Source organism: Pantoea coffeiphila, from assembly GCF_016909495.1.
Lineage (GTDB): Bacteria > Pseudomonadota > Gammaproteobacteria > Enterobacterales > Enterobacteriaceae > Erwinia > Erwinia coffeiphila.
In genome coordinates, this window is the sequence record NZ_JAFBFW010000005.1 from 99,299 (window position 1) to 115,999 (window position 16,701).

A 16,701-nucleotide genomic window follows, 5' to 3' on the forward strand; every position below is an offset into this window, starting at 1 on the left:
AGCACCACCATTGAGCTCTCCGTCGTATGGCGGAGAGCTGTTTCATCGCAGGGTTGGACCCCTGTATGCGGCAGGCGGATGACAGGATGATCATCCCAATGTTTGTTTGTGGGAGTGGGAAATGAAGCCATTTTTGCGCTGGTGTTTCGTTGCGACAGCTTTAACGCTGGCAGGATGCAGCAACACCAATTGGCGTGAGAACGAAATTTTGGCAGTTCCGCTGCAGCCTACGCTGCAACAGGAAGTCATTCTTGCTCGCATGGAACAAATTCTTGCCAGTCGGTCATTGACCGATGATGAACGCGCACAGCTGTTATATGAGCGCGGAGTGTTGTATGATAGTTTAGGTTTGAGAGCACTGGCGCGGAATGACTTTTCTCAGGCGCTATCTATCAGACCGGATATGCCCGAAGTATTCAATTACTTAGGCATATATTTAACGCAGGCAGGCAACTTTGATGCTGCCTATGAAGCGTTTGATTCTGTACTTGAGCTTGATCCAACTTACAATTATGCGCACTTAAATCGCGGTATCGCCCTTTACTACGGCGGAAGATTTAAATTAGCGCAAGATGATCTGCAGGCGTTTTATCAAGACGATCCTAACGATCCCTTCCGCAGCCTGTGGCTGTATCTCACTGAACGTGAGATCGACGCAGAACAGGCCAAAGTTTCGCTGAAGCAGCGTTACGACAAAGCGGTAAAGGACCAATGGGGATGGAATATTGTCGAGTTCTACCTGGGCGACATCAGCGAAAAAACGCTGACGGAGCGCCTCCAGGCGGACGCAACGGATAACACTTCGCTCGCTGAACATCTCAGTGAAACCAACTTCTATTTAGGTAAGTACTACCTAAGTCTGGGGGAGAAGGACAACGCAGAAGCGTTGTTCAAGCTGACGGTCGCTAACAACGTTCATAACTTCGTTGAGCACCGATATGCATTGTTGGAGCTGGCGCTACTCGGCCAGACACAAGACGATTTATCAGAATCCGACCAGCAATAGCTGACGAACTTTTATTGCCTGAACTTTGAAAAGTCATCATCTTCGCGGATGAGGGCATTTTTGTTCGTCGAAACCACTAATTTGAGCCGGTTCACACTTTTTGATGAAAATGACTGAAAATTTTCACGACGAGTTATGTAGACTGGCCGCCGAAATCTACGAGGCACGTGTACTACATGACTGATATTCAAACCACTTTTTCCGACCTTGGCCTGAACGCTGATATCCTTGAAGCACTGAACGGTATGGGCTACGTGAAGCCTTCCCCAATCCAGGCAGAGTGTATTCCTCACCTGCTGGCGGGCCGTGACGTTCTGGGTATGGCACAGACCGGGAGTGGTAAAACTGCGGCATTCTCCCTGCCGCTGCTGAACAACATTGACCCAACTGTTAAAGCACCACAGATTCTGGTGCTGGCACCGACCCGCGAACTGGCGGTTCAGGTTGCTGAAGCCGTAACCGAATTCTCTAAACACATGCGTGGTCTTAACGTTGTGGCCCTGTACGGCGGCCAGCGTTATGACGTGCAGCTGCGTGCTCTGCGTCAGGGACCTCAGGTTGTTGTTGGTACCCCAGGCCGTCTGCTGGACCACCTGAAGCGTGGCACTCTGGACCTGTCTAACCTGCGTGGTCTGGTACTGGACGAAGCAGATGAAATGCTGCGTATGGGCTTCATCGAAGACGTTGAAACCATCATGGCGCAGATCCCAGACGGTCATCAGACCGCGCTGTTCTCTGCAACCATGCCGGAAGCCATTCGCCGTATCACTAAGCGTTTCATGAAAGATCCACAGGAAGTGCGCATTCAGTCAAGCCTGACTACGCGTCCTGACATCAGCCAGAGCTACTGGACTGCCTATGGCCGTAAAACTGATGCACTGACTCGCTTCCTGGAAGCGGAAGACTTCGACGCTGCAATCATCTTCGTGCGTACCAAAAACGCAACGCTGGAAGTGGCTGAAGCGCTGGAGCGCAGCGGTTACAACAGTGCAGCGCTGAACGGTGACATGAACCAGGCTCTGCGTGAGCAGACTCTGGAGCGTCTGAAAGATGGCCGTCTGGACATTCTGATTGCAACCGACGTTGCGGCTCGTGGCCTGGACGTTGAGCGTATCAGCCTGGTGGTTAACTACGACATTCCTATGGATGCCGAGTCTTACGTCCACCGTATCGGTCGTACCGGTCGTGCTGGCCGTGCTGGTCGCGCACTGCTGTTCGTTGAGAACCGCGAGCGTCGTCTGCTGCGTAACATCGAACGCACCATGAAGCTGACCATCCCTGAAGTGGATCTGCCTAACGCAGAACTGCTGGGTGAACGTCGTCTGGCTAAGTTCGCAGCAAAAGTACAGCAGCAGCTGGAAAGCAGCGATCTGGATCAGTACCGCGCACTGCTGGCTAAACTGCAGCCTGCTGAAGAGCTGGACATCGAAACTCTGGCCGCAGCACTGCTGAAAATGGCCCAGGGCGAACGTCCTCTGATCGTTCCTGCTGATGCTCCACAGCGCCCACGTCGTGAATTCCGTGAGCGTGACGATCGTCGCGGTGACCGTCCAGAGCGCGGCCCACGTGAAGCACGCGGTGAGCGCGACGGTGACCGTCCGCGTCGTGAGCGTCGTGAAGTTGGCGATATGGAAGTGTACCGTATTGAAGTTGGCCGTGATGATGGTGTTGAAGTTCGTCATATCGTTGGCGCGATCGCTAACGAAGGCGATATCAGCAGCCGTTACATCGGTAACATCAAGCTGTTCGGTACTCACTCTACTATCGAACTGCCAAAAGGCATGCCGGGCGAAGTGCTTCAGCACTTTACTCGTACGCGTATTCTGAACAAACCAATGAATATGCAGCTGATTGGCGATGCACAGCCACGCAGCGATCGCGGTGGTGAGCGTCGTCCAGGCGGCCCAGGCCGTGGTGGTTTCGGCGGTGGCGAGCGTCGTGAAGGCGGTCGTGGTGGTGAAGGCGGTCGTCGCTTCAGCAACGAGCGCAGCGGTGAACGTCGCCCAGGCGGCTTCAACCGTGACGGTGGCAACCGTGGTCCACGTCGCGAAGAAGGCGGCAGCGCGCCAGCCCGTCGTCGTGATGCATAATCACTGATGCCAAATAAAAAACCAGCCTGCGGGCTGGTTTTTTTATGTCTGCAATTTGTGAAAAATTACAAAGAGTTTCGTACCTGCATGGCCAACTCAAAGGAGTAGAGGCGTGCCTCGGGATCGAAAATCTGCCCGTTAACCATAATTTCATCCGCCTGAGTCTCACGCATCAGGCTTGCCAGCCCCTGACGGACCTTCTCTTTATCTCCCACGACAGACATACTCAGCGCCTGCTGCACGCCGTACTGCTCGGAAGACGACCACAGACTATCAATATTTTCCACCGGCGGCGGCAGTGGACCCGGTTGACCCCGGCGCAGGTTAATGAACTGCTGCTGCATTGAGGTAAACAGGAACCGCGCATCGCGCTCGCTGTCGGCGGCAACGATATTGATACACACCATGGCATAAGGTTGCGACAGACGTGCCGACGGTTTGAAGTTTTCACGGTACAGATGCAGCGCCTGCATCAGCATGTCCGGGGCAAAGTGCGAGGCAAACGCAAACGGCAGACCCAGCTGTGCCGCCAGCTGTGCGCTGTAAAGGCTGGATCCCAGCAGCCACACCGGAATGTTTAATCCCAGTCCCGGCACTGGCTGCACCGCCGGTGCATCGTTCCCGGTTGCGTCGAACCAGCTAATCATCTCAGCCACATCGGCAGGGAAATTATCCACATGGCCGCCCATATGACGGCGTAGCGCCATCATCGTGCGCTGATCGGAACCCGGCGCGCGGCCAAGTCCCAGATCAATACGGCCCGGATACAGTGATTCCAGCGTACCGAACTGTTCGGCAATCACCAGCGGAGAGTGGTTCGGTAGCATCACGCCGCCGGAGCCAAGCCGCAGGGTTTGCGTATTCGCCGCCAGATACCCAATCAGCACCGAGGTCGCCGCGCTGGCAATACCGGTCATGTTGTGGTGCTCAGCCAGCCAGTAGCGGTGATAGCCCAGCTTCTCTGACTGCCTGGCCAGAGAGAGCGAATTGTGAAACGCCTCGCGCGGGGAAGCACCAAGCGGAATAGGGGCAAGATCGAGTACCGAAAGCGGTACTGTTTTTTTCTCAGACATAGATGCTCACTTATTCTCAGATTCCGACTCATACATCGTGCAAGGCTACGATATATGTTTGCCAAACGATTGTCCGTTTGCAGCACTTTGTAAAAGATTTAACCGCCCACGATCTTCGTGCGGGTGTCTGTGAATGCGTTATACCGCTAAAAGTGGTTTTACGGTAAGAAACCTTAAATCAGCGATCGTATATTCCTTCAATATGGACCATTTTTATGCAAAGGAAAGCACAATGGCTGGCTGGTCGTTTCCCCATTTATTGATAAAAAACGGGGAAGTTTCATGAAGAAAACGGCATTTTTTACCCTTCTGCTGATCGTTCTGGCAGTTGCTTTGACCATTTTGATTCGTGCACACAATCATTATTTGCTGTTACAGGGTGAAGTTGACGCTACGGAAGTTATTGTCTCTTCCAAAGCTCGTGGCCGCGTAGTCGAAAAACTGGTTCGTCGTGGTGATGATGTGGTTATCGGGCAACCTCTTATTCAGCTTGAAGCTCCCGAACTTATCGCCCAGTTGAAAGCCGCTGAAGCAGCTCGCGAACAGGCACAGCAGATACTCAACCTTTCCCTTGACGGTACTCGCGAAGAGACGATCCGTAATTTACGCGCTCAGTTCGAACAGTCCCGCGCCGACTATCTTAATGCCGAGGCAACCTGGCAACGTGACCTCTCTGTAGCAAAGCAGGGCTATATTTCCGCCCAGGACCTGGATAATGCCCGCAGAAGCCGCGACAGCGCCCGGCAGCAGATGCTGGCTGCACAGGCGAATCTCGATCAGGGTTTGCACGGCGATCGTGTTGAACAGCGTGCTGCCTATGCCGCCCAGCTGCATCAGGCAGAACAGGATCTGCTGGAGATTAAAGCGCAAACCGATGAACTGCTGGTCAGAGCGCCGGTTGCAGGCGAAGTTGGCCCGATCCCTGCTGAACGAGGTGAATTACTCAATGCCGGTAGCCCGCTGATTACGCTTCTTGAATTACCCACGGCGTGGTTTGTGTTTGATTTGCGCGAGGACATTCTTGCGCACGTGCGCAAAGGCGATAAAGTCCTGCTGCGTGTGCCTGCGCTGAACAATCAGCAAATTGAGGCTGAAGTTCGCTACATCGCTCCGTTGGGTGACTATGCGACAAAACGCGCGACCCGCGCCACCGGTGACTTCGACCTGAAGACGTTTGAAGTTCGCCTGTATCCGTTAGCACCGGTAAAAGACTTACGTCAGGGAATGAGTGCGCTATGGCAATGGCAGGAATGAGTCGCAGGCTTTGGGCCTTCCGGCGCGCATTTCGTCATGAAATTTTGGTTTCCTGGCGTAAGCCCGTCGTCCACTGGCTTGGCTGGTGTTTTCCTCTGCTGCTGTTTGCGCTGATCGCCAGTAATTTCTCTGCCGGAACCTTGCTCGATCTGCCGGTCGTGGCCGTCGATAGCGATCGCAGTGAGGCATCTCGTCAGCTGATTCGCGATCTGAATGCGGGGTCACATGCCGAAGTCACCGTTGCCGACGGGGGGTTACCGGATGCGCTGGAACGCCTTCGCCGTGCAGAAGATTATGCGGTGCTGATGATCCCCCCTTTTTTCGAGGCGGACCTGTTGGCAGGAAGACAGCCGCGTATCAGTCTTTACTACAATGCGCTGTTTTACGGTGCCGGATTTTATTCGACTCAGGACTTCAGCGGTCTGATGACCGATTTGAATAATCAGTATCGCCCCTGGCTGCTGGCGGCGAGTAGTCGCACGATGCCTGTCTTGCCAAATGTCAGCCTTGATTACGACAGCCTGTTTAATGCCAGTGCCAGCTATATCTACTATCAGCAGTTTGCGGCCTGCATTCATTTGGTTCAGCTGTTCACCGTGACGTTGACCATCTGGCTGCTGGCTCGGGCACGCCCGTTAATTTATCAGCGACATTTTGCATCGGCGGTACTGGGCAAACTGTTTCCTTTCACGCTTTGCTACACCGCGCTGTTGATGACCGAAATCGCTCTGCTGGTGGGGATTTTCGACGCAAGAGTGGTGGGTAATCCATTTTATATGCTGGCCGTGGCGTTTTTTTACGTCATGGCGGCGCAAAGCCTCGGGGTGATGCTGTTTACCTTTACCGGCAGCGCGATTACTGCCTACAGCATGATGGGGATTTTCGTCAGCCTTGCGCTGACCTTTTCCGGTATTGCGATGCCGGAACTGTCGATGCCATGGCCTGCTCAACTGATATCCAATATTGAACCACTGACTCATGCACTTTACGCCATGTTTGATATTTTTCTGCGTGATGTACCGGGGAAACCGGTAACCAGCGTTTGTGCGTTGTTGATGATTTATCCGCTGATCGCTGCACTGCTGGTTCGTAAGCGTCTCTACCAACGGCTGATTAAACCGGAGGTCGCACAGTGACGCTTTGGTGGCAAGCTTTTAGTTCTACGTTAATGCGTATGCTGCAAAAACCAATGTGGTTGATGCTGCTGTTTTCTCTGTGCGTGATGAGCACGGTGTATATGAATCGCAGCGTGTGGGACCTGCCGGTGGCGGTGATTGATATGGACCATAGCAAGGCCAGCCGATTAATTACCCGGCAGCTGAATGCCACGCCAAAGGTGAACACGCAGATCTATGAGAACCTGCCGGATGCTCTGCGCGATCTGGGACTGCGTAAACTGTTCGCGGTAGTCCTGATGCCACAGGACCTTGAGCAGAAAATGCTGTCAGGTAAACAGGTCAATATCCCGGTTTACGGTGATGCGACTAACCGGCTGGCAAACGGTCAGATTGAGCTGGATGTGATTGCCGCTTATCAGCAGGTGTTGGACCAGTACAGCATGCAGCTGATGCAGCAGCAGGGCTTCAGCACCCGTGAGGCAGACGTTATTCTTAATCCCGTCATTGGGCAAACGGTCGAGGTGTTTAACCCCGGGATCAGTTTTGCCGCTATCGTTTTTCCCGGCCTGCTGGTGATGTTACTGCAGCATTCGTTACTGATTGCCGGGGTGCGGGTCAATATCACTCTGCGCAGCCAGGGGAAGCTGCCGCTGGCGGTGACGATGGGAACGCTGTCAGCCCTAATCCCCGTCTGGCTATTTTTATCGATAGTGCTGTTTGGGCTGTGGCCCTGGGTGCTGGGATACCGACAAACGGCTCCGTTGGCTGAGATAGTGCTGCTGACGCTACCGTTTCAACTGGCGGTGCTGGGGCTGGCAAAGCTGTTGACCGAATGCATTCGAGAGGTAGAGCGTATTTATCTGTCGCTGTCGTTTATCACCACGCCGGTCTACTACCTTTCGGGTACTCTCTGGCCGGTGCAATCCATGCCGGACTGGGTACATACTATTTCCATGATGCTTCCCTCCACATGGGGGGCCAGAATGATTGCTGGAGTCAACCAGATGGGGCTGCCGGTCGTGGAAGTCAGGGAGTATGTCATTGTACTGCTGGCGATGGGCGCAGTTTATGCCACCGCGGGATTACTGGTGGCAAAACTGCGCGAAAACGGCTGGCGGCTGCGCCCACCGGGCTAAATGCTGCGCTTATCCGATCAGCTCCAGCCCGGCCACTCGCTGCCAGTAACCGTTGCAATCACCGCGTGCTGCCAGCGCTATCGGACGGTGGCCGGTTTCATTGGCCCGAAACTGGCTGACAACCTCCAGCGTATCGATGCCCGATGGAGAGAGGCGCACCACGTCGACCAGCCCTTGCATTGAGGCCAGCTCATTACCGAGGTTGTAGCAGTACCCACTCATGGTCTGAATACCGTTGAGTACGAACACCTGCTGATCTTCCTGAGTGTGCAGGCTGCGGCCCTGGGGATAGTTAATGCAGCAGGTCTGGCAGTCATCCTTGCTGCGGTTTTCCGAACGTGCGGTAAAGCAGCGGGCAGAATAAGCGAGCGGCAGATAACCGTAGCTCATCACCTCAACCTCGAACTTATCGCGAATACCCAGCTCTTCACACTGCGTCAGCAGGTTGGCCAGCCAGTCCCTTGAAAGCTCAACCGGCATACACCAGCGAGTCATCCCCATCTTGAGCAGCAGTTCCAGCGTGACGGCGTTATAGACATTCAGCGCAGGCCCGGCCACGAAGGGCAGCCCGGCCTCACTGGCCAGCGTGACCGCACCAAAGTCACTGGCTTCAATCATAAACTCGCCGTTATCCACATAGCGCTTCAGCTCGGTCAGCTCGGAGGGCGACTGCAACAGCGCCAGCGTGCTCAGCACCACCTGTTTTCCTGCTGCTGCCAGCTCCCGGGCCATTGCCAGCCAGTCGTTGAATTTGGTCGCCCGCCGCTTGCTGCATACCGATTCACCAAGGTAGATAATCTGCGCTTCGCTTCCTGCAGCCGCGCGATAGAAATCCTGCAGCGCCTCATGCGGCCAGTACCACAGCACCGGCCCCAGGGAATAATTCATTTTCAATTCTCCTATTGCCACTGCCGGTGCCAGGCACCCAGCGTGGTCTGCGTACCTTCACTCAGCTCGGACAATGCCGCCATCCACTGGGGCTGAGCGACAAAGTTTTCCGGGGACGTTTTGCAGCGATCGATAGCCTGTCGCCAGATACGCGTCACCTGAGCCACATAGGCGGGGCTGCGCTGGCGGCCTTCGATTTTGACCGAGGCGATATTGGTTGCCATCAGCTCCGGCAGCAGCTCCAGCGTGTTCAGACTGGTGGGTTCCTCCAGCGCGTGGTAGCGCTGACCGTCCAGCGTGTAGCGGCCTTTGCACAGGGTAGGGTAACCGGCATTTTCGCCGTTCTCGTAGCGATCGATCAGCACCTCATTCAGCCGCGACTCCAGCCCGTCAGCGGTCTGCTGCCAGCGAACAAAGCGCGCAGGAGAACAGGCTCCGACGGTATTGGGCGACTCGCCGGTCAGGTAAGAGGAGAGGTAGCAACGGCCCTCGGCCATAATGCACAGGCTGCCGAAAGCGAACACCTCCAGCGGCACGTTGGTATCCCGTGCGAGCTGGCGCACCTGATGGATAGATAGCACGCGCGGCAGTACCACCCGAGCCACATCAAAGTTACGCTGATAGAAACGCACGGCTGCGGCATTGGTCGCGGAGGCCTGTACAGAGAGATGGCGTTCAATCTGCGGATAGCGCTCAGCGGCGTAGGCCAGCATGGCGATATCGGCGAGGATCAGCGCGTCGGCACCGGCATCGGCGGCCATATCCACCGCTCGCTGCCAGCGGCTGTAGCCATCCGGATGAGCAAAGGTGTTAATTGCCACATGCAGCTTGCGTTTATGCTGATGAACGAAGCGAGATGCTTCCTGCAGGCGCTTATCCGTGAAGTTAAGACCGGCAAAATGACGGGCGTTGGTTTCATCTTTCAGACCGATGTAGACCGCGTCAGCGCCGTTTTCAATGGCGGCTTTCAGTGCCGGAAGATTCCCGGCCGGGCACAGCAGTTCCATAAGGATCAATCCCATTAGACAGAAGAATCGATGATTCTAGAGAGGAAAGCGGCGACAAATTTTGATTTAAGGCATCGAATGGCGTATTGATGAGGGACGGATTCCCTGCTAAAAACCGTATAGTTCGCCCATTTTATTGATCCAGCCGCCTGACGCGCTCTGCCATTGTGGCAAAATAGGCGAAATTTTTCGTAAGGAGTAATAATGGTGTTGAACCCGCTACGTACCCACTGCGTTCGTAAAGGGCCGCAGCTGCTGCGCTTCCCACTGCGATTCACCCCGTTTGCGCTGAAAAAGCCGCTATTACAGGGATTGTTACGCTGGCAGTTTCAGCAGGCGCTGGCAGAAGGCGAGCTGGATTTTCTTGAAAATCGCTGGCTGGGTATAGAAGTTAGCGATCTTGAGCTACGCTGGTCAGTCACGGTTGAAAATGGGCAGCTTTTGGTTGCCGAACGCAGCGACTGCGACGTCTGGTTTCGCGGCAATGCCAACGACCTGTTATTGATTGCGGCACGCAGGCAGGACCCCGACACGCTGTTCTTCCAGCGCCGACTGCATATTGAAGGCGATACCGAACTGGGTCTGGAAGTGAAGAATTTGATGGACGCAATCGATATTGAATCCATGCCGAAGCCAATGCGCCTCGGGCTTATGCAACTGGCCGACTTTGTTGAGGCCGGACTAAAAGAGGACGCGACTTCCTCGCCGGATCGCGCAGGTGTGTCATGTTAATTCGTACCGAAATTGGTGTTGATGCCGCCAGCATCGATGGTCTGCTGCGCCGCAGTTTCCCGACATCTGCTGAAGCGGAACTGGTGCAGCAGCTGCGTGAAGACGGGCTGCTGACGCTGGGCGTCGTTGCCACCGATGACGAAGGCCAGGTACTGGGCTACGCGGCCTTCAGCCCGGTCACGCTGAATGAAGAAGATCGGCAGTGGGTTGGCCTTGCCCCGCTGGCTGTTGACGAAAGCGTCCGTGGTCAGGGGCTGGGCAAGCAGCTGGTTTATGAAGGGCTGGATACGTTAAATGAGTTCGGCTATGCCGCCGTTGTGGTATTAGGTGACGCGGACTTTTACACGCGGTTCGGCTTTGAAAGCGCCGCGCAGCACCAGCTGTACTGCCGTTGGCCAGATACGGAAACGGCGTTGCAGGTCTATAAACTGGCGGACGATGCTTTTGAAAGCGTAACGGGTGAAATTGGCTATTCCGAGCCGTTTAACCGTTTCTGAGCCCTTCAAGCCAGGCAGATAAAGATTCAGGCTGATGGGTAATCAGCCTGATTTTTTCATTTCTTTTCAGCTGTTTCACCTGATATTCCAGCTTTGATGCCTGCGAGCGATCGCCGGCTTCACAGTGAAACAGCAGCTCCAGTGGCCCTTTCCCACGCAGCGCTTTCGCGCCTTTACCGCTCTGATGCTGGTTAAAACGCCGGTCTATATCGTTGGTGATGCCGGTATACAGCATGCCTTTCGCGGTGCGCAGGATGTAGAGTCGCCAGCTGGCGGCAGTTGTGCTCATAAGTCTTCTCGAAAACGGCGGTCACCGCTACTTTAGCGTAAAAATGCGTGAGCAGGGGGTGCGTCTCACCGCCGTCGCCGATCTTCAACGCAGCCGGTGGATCACCTGATTGCTGCTGCCGCGCCACAGCAGCGACGGATCGCGCAATTCCCGGACGTATTTCCCGTCAATCAGCACGTTGACCAGGGCCACCACCTCCTGCTGTCGTTCGCTCAGTTCCGCCATCTGATAGCCGGTCCACATCCAGATATCTTTTCCCGGGCAGTCGCGCCGCACACGGCTCAGCAGCCGTCGAACATCGCTCAGGTTGGCCGGATGCAGCGGATCGCCGCCGGACAGCGACAGCCCCTGGCGTGGGATGCGGCTGTCGTTGAGATCGGCGATCAGCCGCTCTTCCATCTCAATGGAAAAAGGCACCCCGGAGTTCACCCGCCAGGTACTCTGGTTATAGCAGCCGGGGCACTGATGCTCGCAGCCGGAGACAAACAGCGTGCAGCGTGTACCCGGTCCGTTAACGATATCAACCGGGTAATACTGATGGATATTCACCCCAGCTGACCTGATGCAAGGTGTTTCACCCGCCGCTTAACTTCTTCCTGCTTGCCGGAATTAAACGGGCGAGCATCCGGACTGCCGAGATAGCCGCACACCCGCCGCGTGACCGATACCCGGCTGCTGTCATGGTTACCGCATTTCGGGCAGGTAAAGCCTTTGCTGGTACAGTCGAACTCCCCGGTAAATCCGCACTCGTAGCACTCATCAATCGGCGTATTGGTGCCGTAGTAGGGCACGTGTTGGTAGCTGTAGTCCCAGACGTCCTCCAGTGCTTTCAGGTTGTGCTGAATATTCGGATACTCGCCGTAGCAGATAAACCCGCCGTTGGCTAAAGGCGGATAGGCGGCTTCGAAGTCGATTTTATCGTAAGGGTTCACCTTCTTCTCAACGTCCAGATGGAAACTGTTGGTGTAATAGCCTTTATCGGTCACACCGGCGACCACGCCAAACTCGGCGGCATCAAGACGGCAGAAGCGATCGCAGAGGTTTTCACTTGGCGTACTGTACAGGCTGAAGCCGTAGCCGGTTTCGTCTTTCCAGCGCTCCACTGCCTGGCGCAGGTGACTGACAATCGCCAGCCCGGTCTCCCGCAGACGGATGTCATCGTACGGGTGAACCGCGCCACCGCTCAGGGCGTTCAAGGTTTCATGAATCCCGATATAGCCGAGGGAAATCGACGCGCGGCCGTTTTTAAAAATACCGGCAACCGGTTCATCTGCCTGCAACCTCACGCCGCAGGCACCCTCCATATACAGGATGGGGGCGACCCGTGCCTTGACGTTTTCCAGCCGGGCAATGCGCGTCATCAACGCCTTTTTAGCCAGCAGCAGCCGACTGTCCAGCAGCGCCCAAAAGCGCTTTTCGTCACCGTTCGCTTCCAGCGCGATGCGCGGCAGGTTCAGGCTGATCACGCCGATATTGTTGCGGCCATCGTGGATCTGCTCCCCGTTTTCTTCATAAACGCCGAGGAAGCTGCGGCAGCCCATCGGCGTTTTAAAGGAACCGGTAACATCAACCACCCGGTCGTAATTAAGAATATCGGGGTACATACGCTTGCTGGCACACTCCAGCGCCAGCTGCTTGATATCATAATTAGCTTCGCCGGGCAGGCGGTTAAGCCCGGCCCTGATGGCGAATACCAGCTTCGGAAACACGGCGGTTTTGTGATTTTTCCCGAGCCCGGCAATGCGGTTGCGCAGAATCGACTGCTGGATCAGCCGGGCGGCCCAGCTCTCCCCCAGGCCAAAGCCGAAGGTGACAAACGGCGTCTGACCGTTGGCGGTATGCAGCGTGTTGACCTCATATTCCAGCGACTGGAAAGCGTCGTAGCACTCTTTTTCCGTACGACTGCGGGCATAGGCTTCGGCGTCCGCAATCTGCCAGCTGAGTGCCACCTGGCGATGTTTTTCCAGGCTGGCCTCAACGTAGGGAGCCAGCACCTCATCAATACGGTTGATGGTGGTGCCGCCGTAAATGTGGCTGGCGACCTGAGCAATAATCTGTGCGGTCACTGCGGTGGCGGTGGAGATTGATTTTGGCGGCTCAATCTCGGCATTACCCATTTTGAAGCCGTGGGTCAGCATGCCGCGCAGATCGATCAGCATACAGTTAAACATCGGGAAAAACGGCGAGTAGTCGAGATCGTGATAGTGGATCTCGCCACGCTCGTGGGCGCTGACCACATCGCGCGGCAGCAGGTGTTGGCGAGCATAGTGTTTTGCCACGATCCCCGCCAGCAGATCGCGCTGGGTTGGGATCACCTTGCTGTCTTTGTTGGCGTTTTCATTCAGCAGCGCGGTGTTGCTTTGTTCAACCAGCCCGCGGATCTCGTGATTCAGCCGCCCGCGTAGCTCGCGGGCGACATCGCGATCGTGACGATACTCAATGTAGCAGCGTGCCAGCTGCGGATAGGCACCGGCCATCAGCCGATCCTCCACCGCCTTCTGCACGTCGGCAATATCAACCCGCTGATGCCCGGCCAGTGCAGCACTGACCAGACCGGCGACGGTGGCACAGTAATCCTTATCCTCAACCCGTGCCGCCTGAGCGGCAGCACGAATCGCCGCCTCAATACGTGCGGGATCAAAAGCCACAATGCAGCCGTCCCGTTTGATGACCTCAGTTACCACCGCCACTCTCCTGTGAAATCTATATATAGGTTGCGAGTGGTATATTAAGCGCTATATGTAGTGCTTTGATCGTATTTAAACGAGATTTTGTTGACCTGAAACAAAGATTACGACGCGTGGGAGACAGGCCAGCCGTCTGGATGGATTGCTACAGATATTTCCAGGGGGCAGGAAATCAGGGCGCGGTGAAGAGGTAAAAATGACCCGCAGTGGATGAATACCTGAGCAGGCAAGCCGCATCAGTCTGCTTTTAGCCCGCTAGTGTGCTGTCGCAGTTGCATTCCTACCCCTGGAATTAATATTATTGCCGGTTGCCGTGGGGCAAAAGTGTATTTGCCCGATTCAACCAGGAATAACTGCACGATGTCGTCCGTCACCTACAACGAAAATCAGGTCGTCCGCTGGCTGGGGGTACGAACCGTTGCCCGTGCGCGCGATCTGGTCGCCAGCGTGCAGAATATCCAGTGGCAGAACCGGCTGCTGACCGGCGAAGTTGCCGGGCGAGCGGCAGAGCCTTACAGCGTACTGGTGCATTTCAGCCGTCCTCAGGGCAGGCTACAGGCCAGCGGCGAATGCAGCTGCGCGGTAAAAAATAACTGTCGCCACGTCGCCGCGGTGATGCTCGCCAATCTGCGCCCGCGGCAGACTGTGGAAAAAGCCGTACTGAACACCATCCACGCCGAGCCGATCCCCACGTTACAGCTTGAATCCCGGGCCAAGTTTATCAGCGGTTACGGCCACTACGGCCACCGGCAGAAACGCCTGGACTTCGCCTCGGTCAGCTTCGACTACGCCGGCGTGCGGGTCGATGCGGGAAGCCGTGCGCAAAGCTTTAGCGACCGTAAAGGACAGCACTATCACGTTGCCCGCCATATAGAAGAAGAACAGAACTGGCTGGCGCAGATCCAGCATGCCGGGCTGCAAACCATCCCGGCGGGCCATATCTATACCCCTGCGCCGCTGCCACCGGAGATCTTCGCCCCGGAAACGCCCGCTGAATGGCGAGATTTTATTAAAACCGGCCTGCCGGCACTGCGCAGGCGCGGCTGGAAAATCCGCATGGACAGCGACTTTACCTGGAACGTGACCGAAGTGGACGCCATTGAAGGGCGTGCGGTGCAGGCTCAGGATGGCTGGTTCGATCTGGAGCTGGCATTGAAACTGGGTCGCCAGCGCGTGAGGCTGGAACCGCTGCTGGCGGGGCTGTTTGCCCGCGACAGGCGCTGGATGGGCGGCAGCCTGAACCTGATTCCTGATGATGAACAAATTGAACTGCGCGATGAACGCGACCGGCGTTTGCTGTTCCGCGCCGCGCAGCTCAAGCCGCTGGTGGGTAATCTGATCGACCTGTTCGACAGGCAGGACCCGCAGCCGCTCAGGCTGGCCGCATGGGACGTCGGTCGCCTTGGCCAGAGCGATCCCTATAGCCGCTGGACCTTTGACAGCGACAGCGCGGTGCATCAGCTGTCGCAAAAGCTCAGCGGCAATGATGGCGTGCAGCCGGTCGCTCCGCCAGTGGGGCTGAAAGCCACGCTGCGAGACTACCAGCTGCAGGGCGTCAGCTGGATGCAGTTCCTGCGTCAGCATCAGCTGGCGGGCGTGCTGGCGGATGACATGGGGCTGGGTAAAACCATTCAGACTCTGGCGCATCTGCTGCTGGAGAAAGAAGCCGGCCGACTTGACCGACCGGCGCTGATCGTCGTTCCGACCACGCTGGTGCATAACTGGTGCTGCGAGGCGACTCGCTTTGCGCCCGACCTGCGCGTGCTGGCACTGACCGGTCCGCAGCGTAAAGACTTTTTCGAGCAGGTGGAGCAGTACGATGTGGTGATTACCACCTACTCCCTGCTGTGGCGCGATCAGCCGCAGCTGGTCGCACACGCCTACCACATGCTGATCCTCGACGAGGCGCAGTACGTGAAGAACAGCGCTTCACGTGCGGCCTCGGTGATCCGCGGGCTTAAGACCCGTCATCGTCTGTGCCTGACCGGTACGCCGCTGGAAAACCACCTTGGCGAGCTGTGGTCGCAGTTTGACTTCCTGCTGCCGGGGTTCCTGGGCAGCGAGCGCGACTTTATGCAGGAGTGGCGGGTCCCGGTTGAGCGTAACGGTGATAAAGCTCGTCGTGACCTTCTGGCGAAGCGCGTGCGGCCGTTTATGCTGCGCCGCCGCAAGCAGGAAGTGGCGAAAGAGCTGCCGCCGAAAAACACCATCGTGCGCAGCGTGCCGCTGGAAGGCGCGCAGCGGGAACTGTATGACCAGGTGCGCGCGGCGATGCAGGATCGGGTGCAGCTGGCGGTGCAACAGCAGGGGGCAGGGCGGAGCCATCTGCTGGTACTGGATGCACTGCTGAAACTGCGGCAAATTTGCTGCGATCCGCGGCTGGTGGAGGACGTGCGGGCGGAAAAAGTGAAGCACTCCGCCAAGCTTAAGCTGCTGCGCGAAATGCTCAACGATCTGCTGGCTGAAGATCGGCGTATTCTGATCTTCTCGCAGTTCACCTCGATGCTGACCCTTATTGCGGAAGAGCTACAGCGCGCGCGGATTGATTTTGTCACCCTGACCGGCAGCACCCGCGATCGCAATGAGCCGGTACGGCGCTTCCAGCAGGGCGAAGTCCCGGTGTTTCTGATTAGCCTGAAAGCGGGCGGCGTCGGGCTGAACCTGACGGCGGCGGATACGGTGATCCACTACGATCCCTGGTGGAACCCGGCGGCGGAAAATCAGGCGACCGATCGTGCCTATCGCCTCGGCCAGGATAAGCCGGTCTTTGTTTACAAGCTGATTGCGGCGGATACCATTGAAGAGAAAGTGGTGGCGTTACAGCAGCATAAAGCAGAACTGGCGGGGGAGATCCTGGCGGATGAACTGAGCGAACCGGCCAGCTTCAGTCAGGATGACCTGACCCTGCTGCTGACCTGATTTCC

The 16,701-nt window shown here is 56.4% G+C and carries 15 protein-coding genes; 9 read left to right on the plus strand and 6 right to left on the minus strand.

All coding sequences use genetic code 11. The annotated features are described in order from the left end of the window. Positions 1–121 precede the first annotated feature (121 nt). The 3 genes from nlpI to JOE09_RS16845 all read left to right on the plus strand — a co-directional run bounded on the left by nlpI (position 122) and on the right by JOE09_RS16845 (position 3,096). Positions 122–1,006, plus strand: a complete 885-nt coding sequence (nlpI, locus tag JOE09_RS16835) for a lipoprotein NlpI (RefSeq protein ID WP_105592956.1) — start codon at positions 122–124, stop codon at positions 1,004–1,006. A gap of 109 nt (positions 1,007–1,115) precedes the next feature. After that, the gene (yrbN, locus tag JOE09_RS26450) at positions 1,116–1,190 is read left to right on the plus strand and encodes a protein YrbN (RefSeq protein ID WP_370348261.1); all 75 of its coding nucleotides are present in this window, start codon (positions 1,116–1,118) and stop codon (positions 1,188–1,190) included. Next, positions 1,183–3,096, plus strand: coding sequence for a DEAD/DEAH family ATP-dependent RNA helicase (locus tag JOE09_RS16845; protein ID WP_205066557.1), 1,914 nt, complete (start codon positions 1,183–1,185; stop codon positions 3,094–3,096). Before yrbN ends, JOE09_RS16845 begins: the two co-directional genes overlap by 8 nt. A 65-nt stretch (positions 3,097–3,161) precedes the next feature. On the opposite strand, the gene JOE09_RS16850 is transcribed toward JOE09_RS16845, so the two are convergent. Further along, positions 3,162–4,169, minus strand: coding sequence for a luciferase-like monooxygenase (locus tag JOE09_RS16850; RefSeq protein WP_205066558.1), 1,008 nt, complete (start codon positions 4,167–4,169; stop codon positions 3,162–3,164). A 282-nt stretch (positions 4,170–4,451) separates the two neighbouring features. Between JOE09_RS16850 and JOE09_RS16855 the strand changes: the two genes are divergently transcribed. The 3 genes from JOE09_RS16855 to JOE09_RS16865 are packed head-to-tail and all read left to right on the plus strand — an operon-like array spanning position 4,452 to position 7,677. Next, the gene (locus JOE09_RS16855) at positions 4,452–5,423 is read left to right on the plus strand and encodes an HlyD family secretion protein (protein WP_205066559.1); all 972 of its coding nucleotides are present in this window, start codon (positions 4,452–4,454) and stop codon (positions 5,421–5,423) included. Then, entirely contained in the window at positions 5,405–6,559 is a 1,155-nt protein-coding gene (locus tag JOE09_RS16860) for an ABC transporter permease (protein WP_205066560.1), read from the plus strand. Before JOE09_RS16855 ends, JOE09_RS16860 begins: the two co-directional genes overlap by 19 nt. Continuing rightward, positions 6,556–7,677 (plus strand): ABC transporter permease, encoded by a 1,122-nt coding sequence (locus tag JOE09_RS16865; RefSeq protein ID WP_205066561.1) that lies wholly within the window; start codon positions 6,556–6,558, stop codon positions 7,675–7,677. The genes JOE09_RS16860 and JOE09_RS16865 overlap by 4 nt, the downstream gene beginning before the upstream one ends. 9 nt (positions 7,678–7,686) lie before the next feature. On the opposite strand, the gene JOE09_RS16870 is transcribed toward JOE09_RS16865, so the two are convergent. Together JOE09_RS16870 and ubiU are read right to left on the minus strand one after the other, a co-directional pair. Beyond that, a complete protein-coding gene (locus tag JOE09_RS16870) occupies positions 7,687–8,565 on the minus strand; it encodes a U32 family peptidase (RefSeq protein ID WP_205066562.1) in 879 nt (292 codons plus the stop codon). Between the two features lie 11 nt (positions 8,566–8,576). Next, on the minus strand, positions 8,577–9,572 hold the full coding sequence (gene ubiU / locus JOE09_RS16875; RefSeq protein WP_205066563.1) for a ubiquinone anaerobic biosynthesis protein UbiU: 996 nt from the start codon (positions 9,570–9,572) through the stop codon (positions 8,577–8,579). A gap of 207 nt (positions 9,573–9,779) precedes the next feature. Between ubiU and ubiT the strand changes: the two genes are divergently transcribed. Both ubiT and JOE09_RS16885 read left to right on the plus strand, forming a co-directional pair. Then, positions 9,780–10,304, plus strand: coding sequence for a ubiquinone anaerobic biosynthesis accessory factor UbiT (gene ubiT, locus JOE09_RS16880; protein WP_420830665.1), 525 nt, complete (start codon positions 9,780–9,782; stop codon positions 10,302–10,304). Continuing rightward, entirely contained in the window at positions 10,298–10,801 is a 504-nt protein-coding gene (locus JOE09_RS16885) for a GNAT family N-acetyltransferase (RefSeq protein WP_205066564.1), read from the plus strand. The genes ubiT and JOE09_RS16885 overlap by 7 nt, the downstream gene beginning before the upstream one ends. Here the strand turns inward: JOE09_RS16885 and JOE09_RS16890 are convergent. The 3 genes from JOE09_RS16890 to nrdD form a co-directional block, all read right to left on the minus strand. Beyond that, positions 10,788–11,090: a GIY-YIG nuclease family protein gene (locus JOE09_RS16890; protein ID WP_105592967.1), complete on the minus strand. Its 303-nt coding sequence runs from the start codon at positions 11,088–11,090 to the stop codon at positions 10,788–10,790. The genes JOE09_RS16885 and JOE09_RS16890 overlap by 14 nt on opposite strands. A gap of 84 nt (positions 11,091–11,174) precedes the next feature. Next, positions 11,175–11,639 (minus strand): anaerobic ribonucleoside-triphosphate reductase-activating protein, encoded by a 465-nt coding sequence (gene nrdG / locus JOE09_RS16895; RefSeq protein WP_105592968.1) that lies wholly within the window; start codon positions 11,637–11,639, stop codon positions 11,175–11,177. Further along, positions 11,636–13,774, minus strand: coding sequence for an anaerobic ribonucleoside-triphosphate reductase (nrdD, locus tag JOE09_RS16900; RefSeq protein WP_205066565.1), 2,139 nt, complete (start codon positions 13,772–13,774; stop codon positions 11,636–11,638). Before nrdD ends, nrdG begins: the two co-directional genes overlap by 4 nt. Before the next feature lie 363 nt (positions 13,775–14,137). On the opposite strand from nrdD, the gene JOE09_RS16905 reads away from it, so the two are divergent. Then, a complete protein-coding gene (locus JOE09_RS16905; protein ID WP_205066566.1) occupies positions 14,138–16,696 on the plus strand; it encodes a DEAD/DEAH box helicase in 2,559 nt (852 codons plus the stop codon). Positions 16,697–16,701 lie beyond the last annotated feature (5 nt).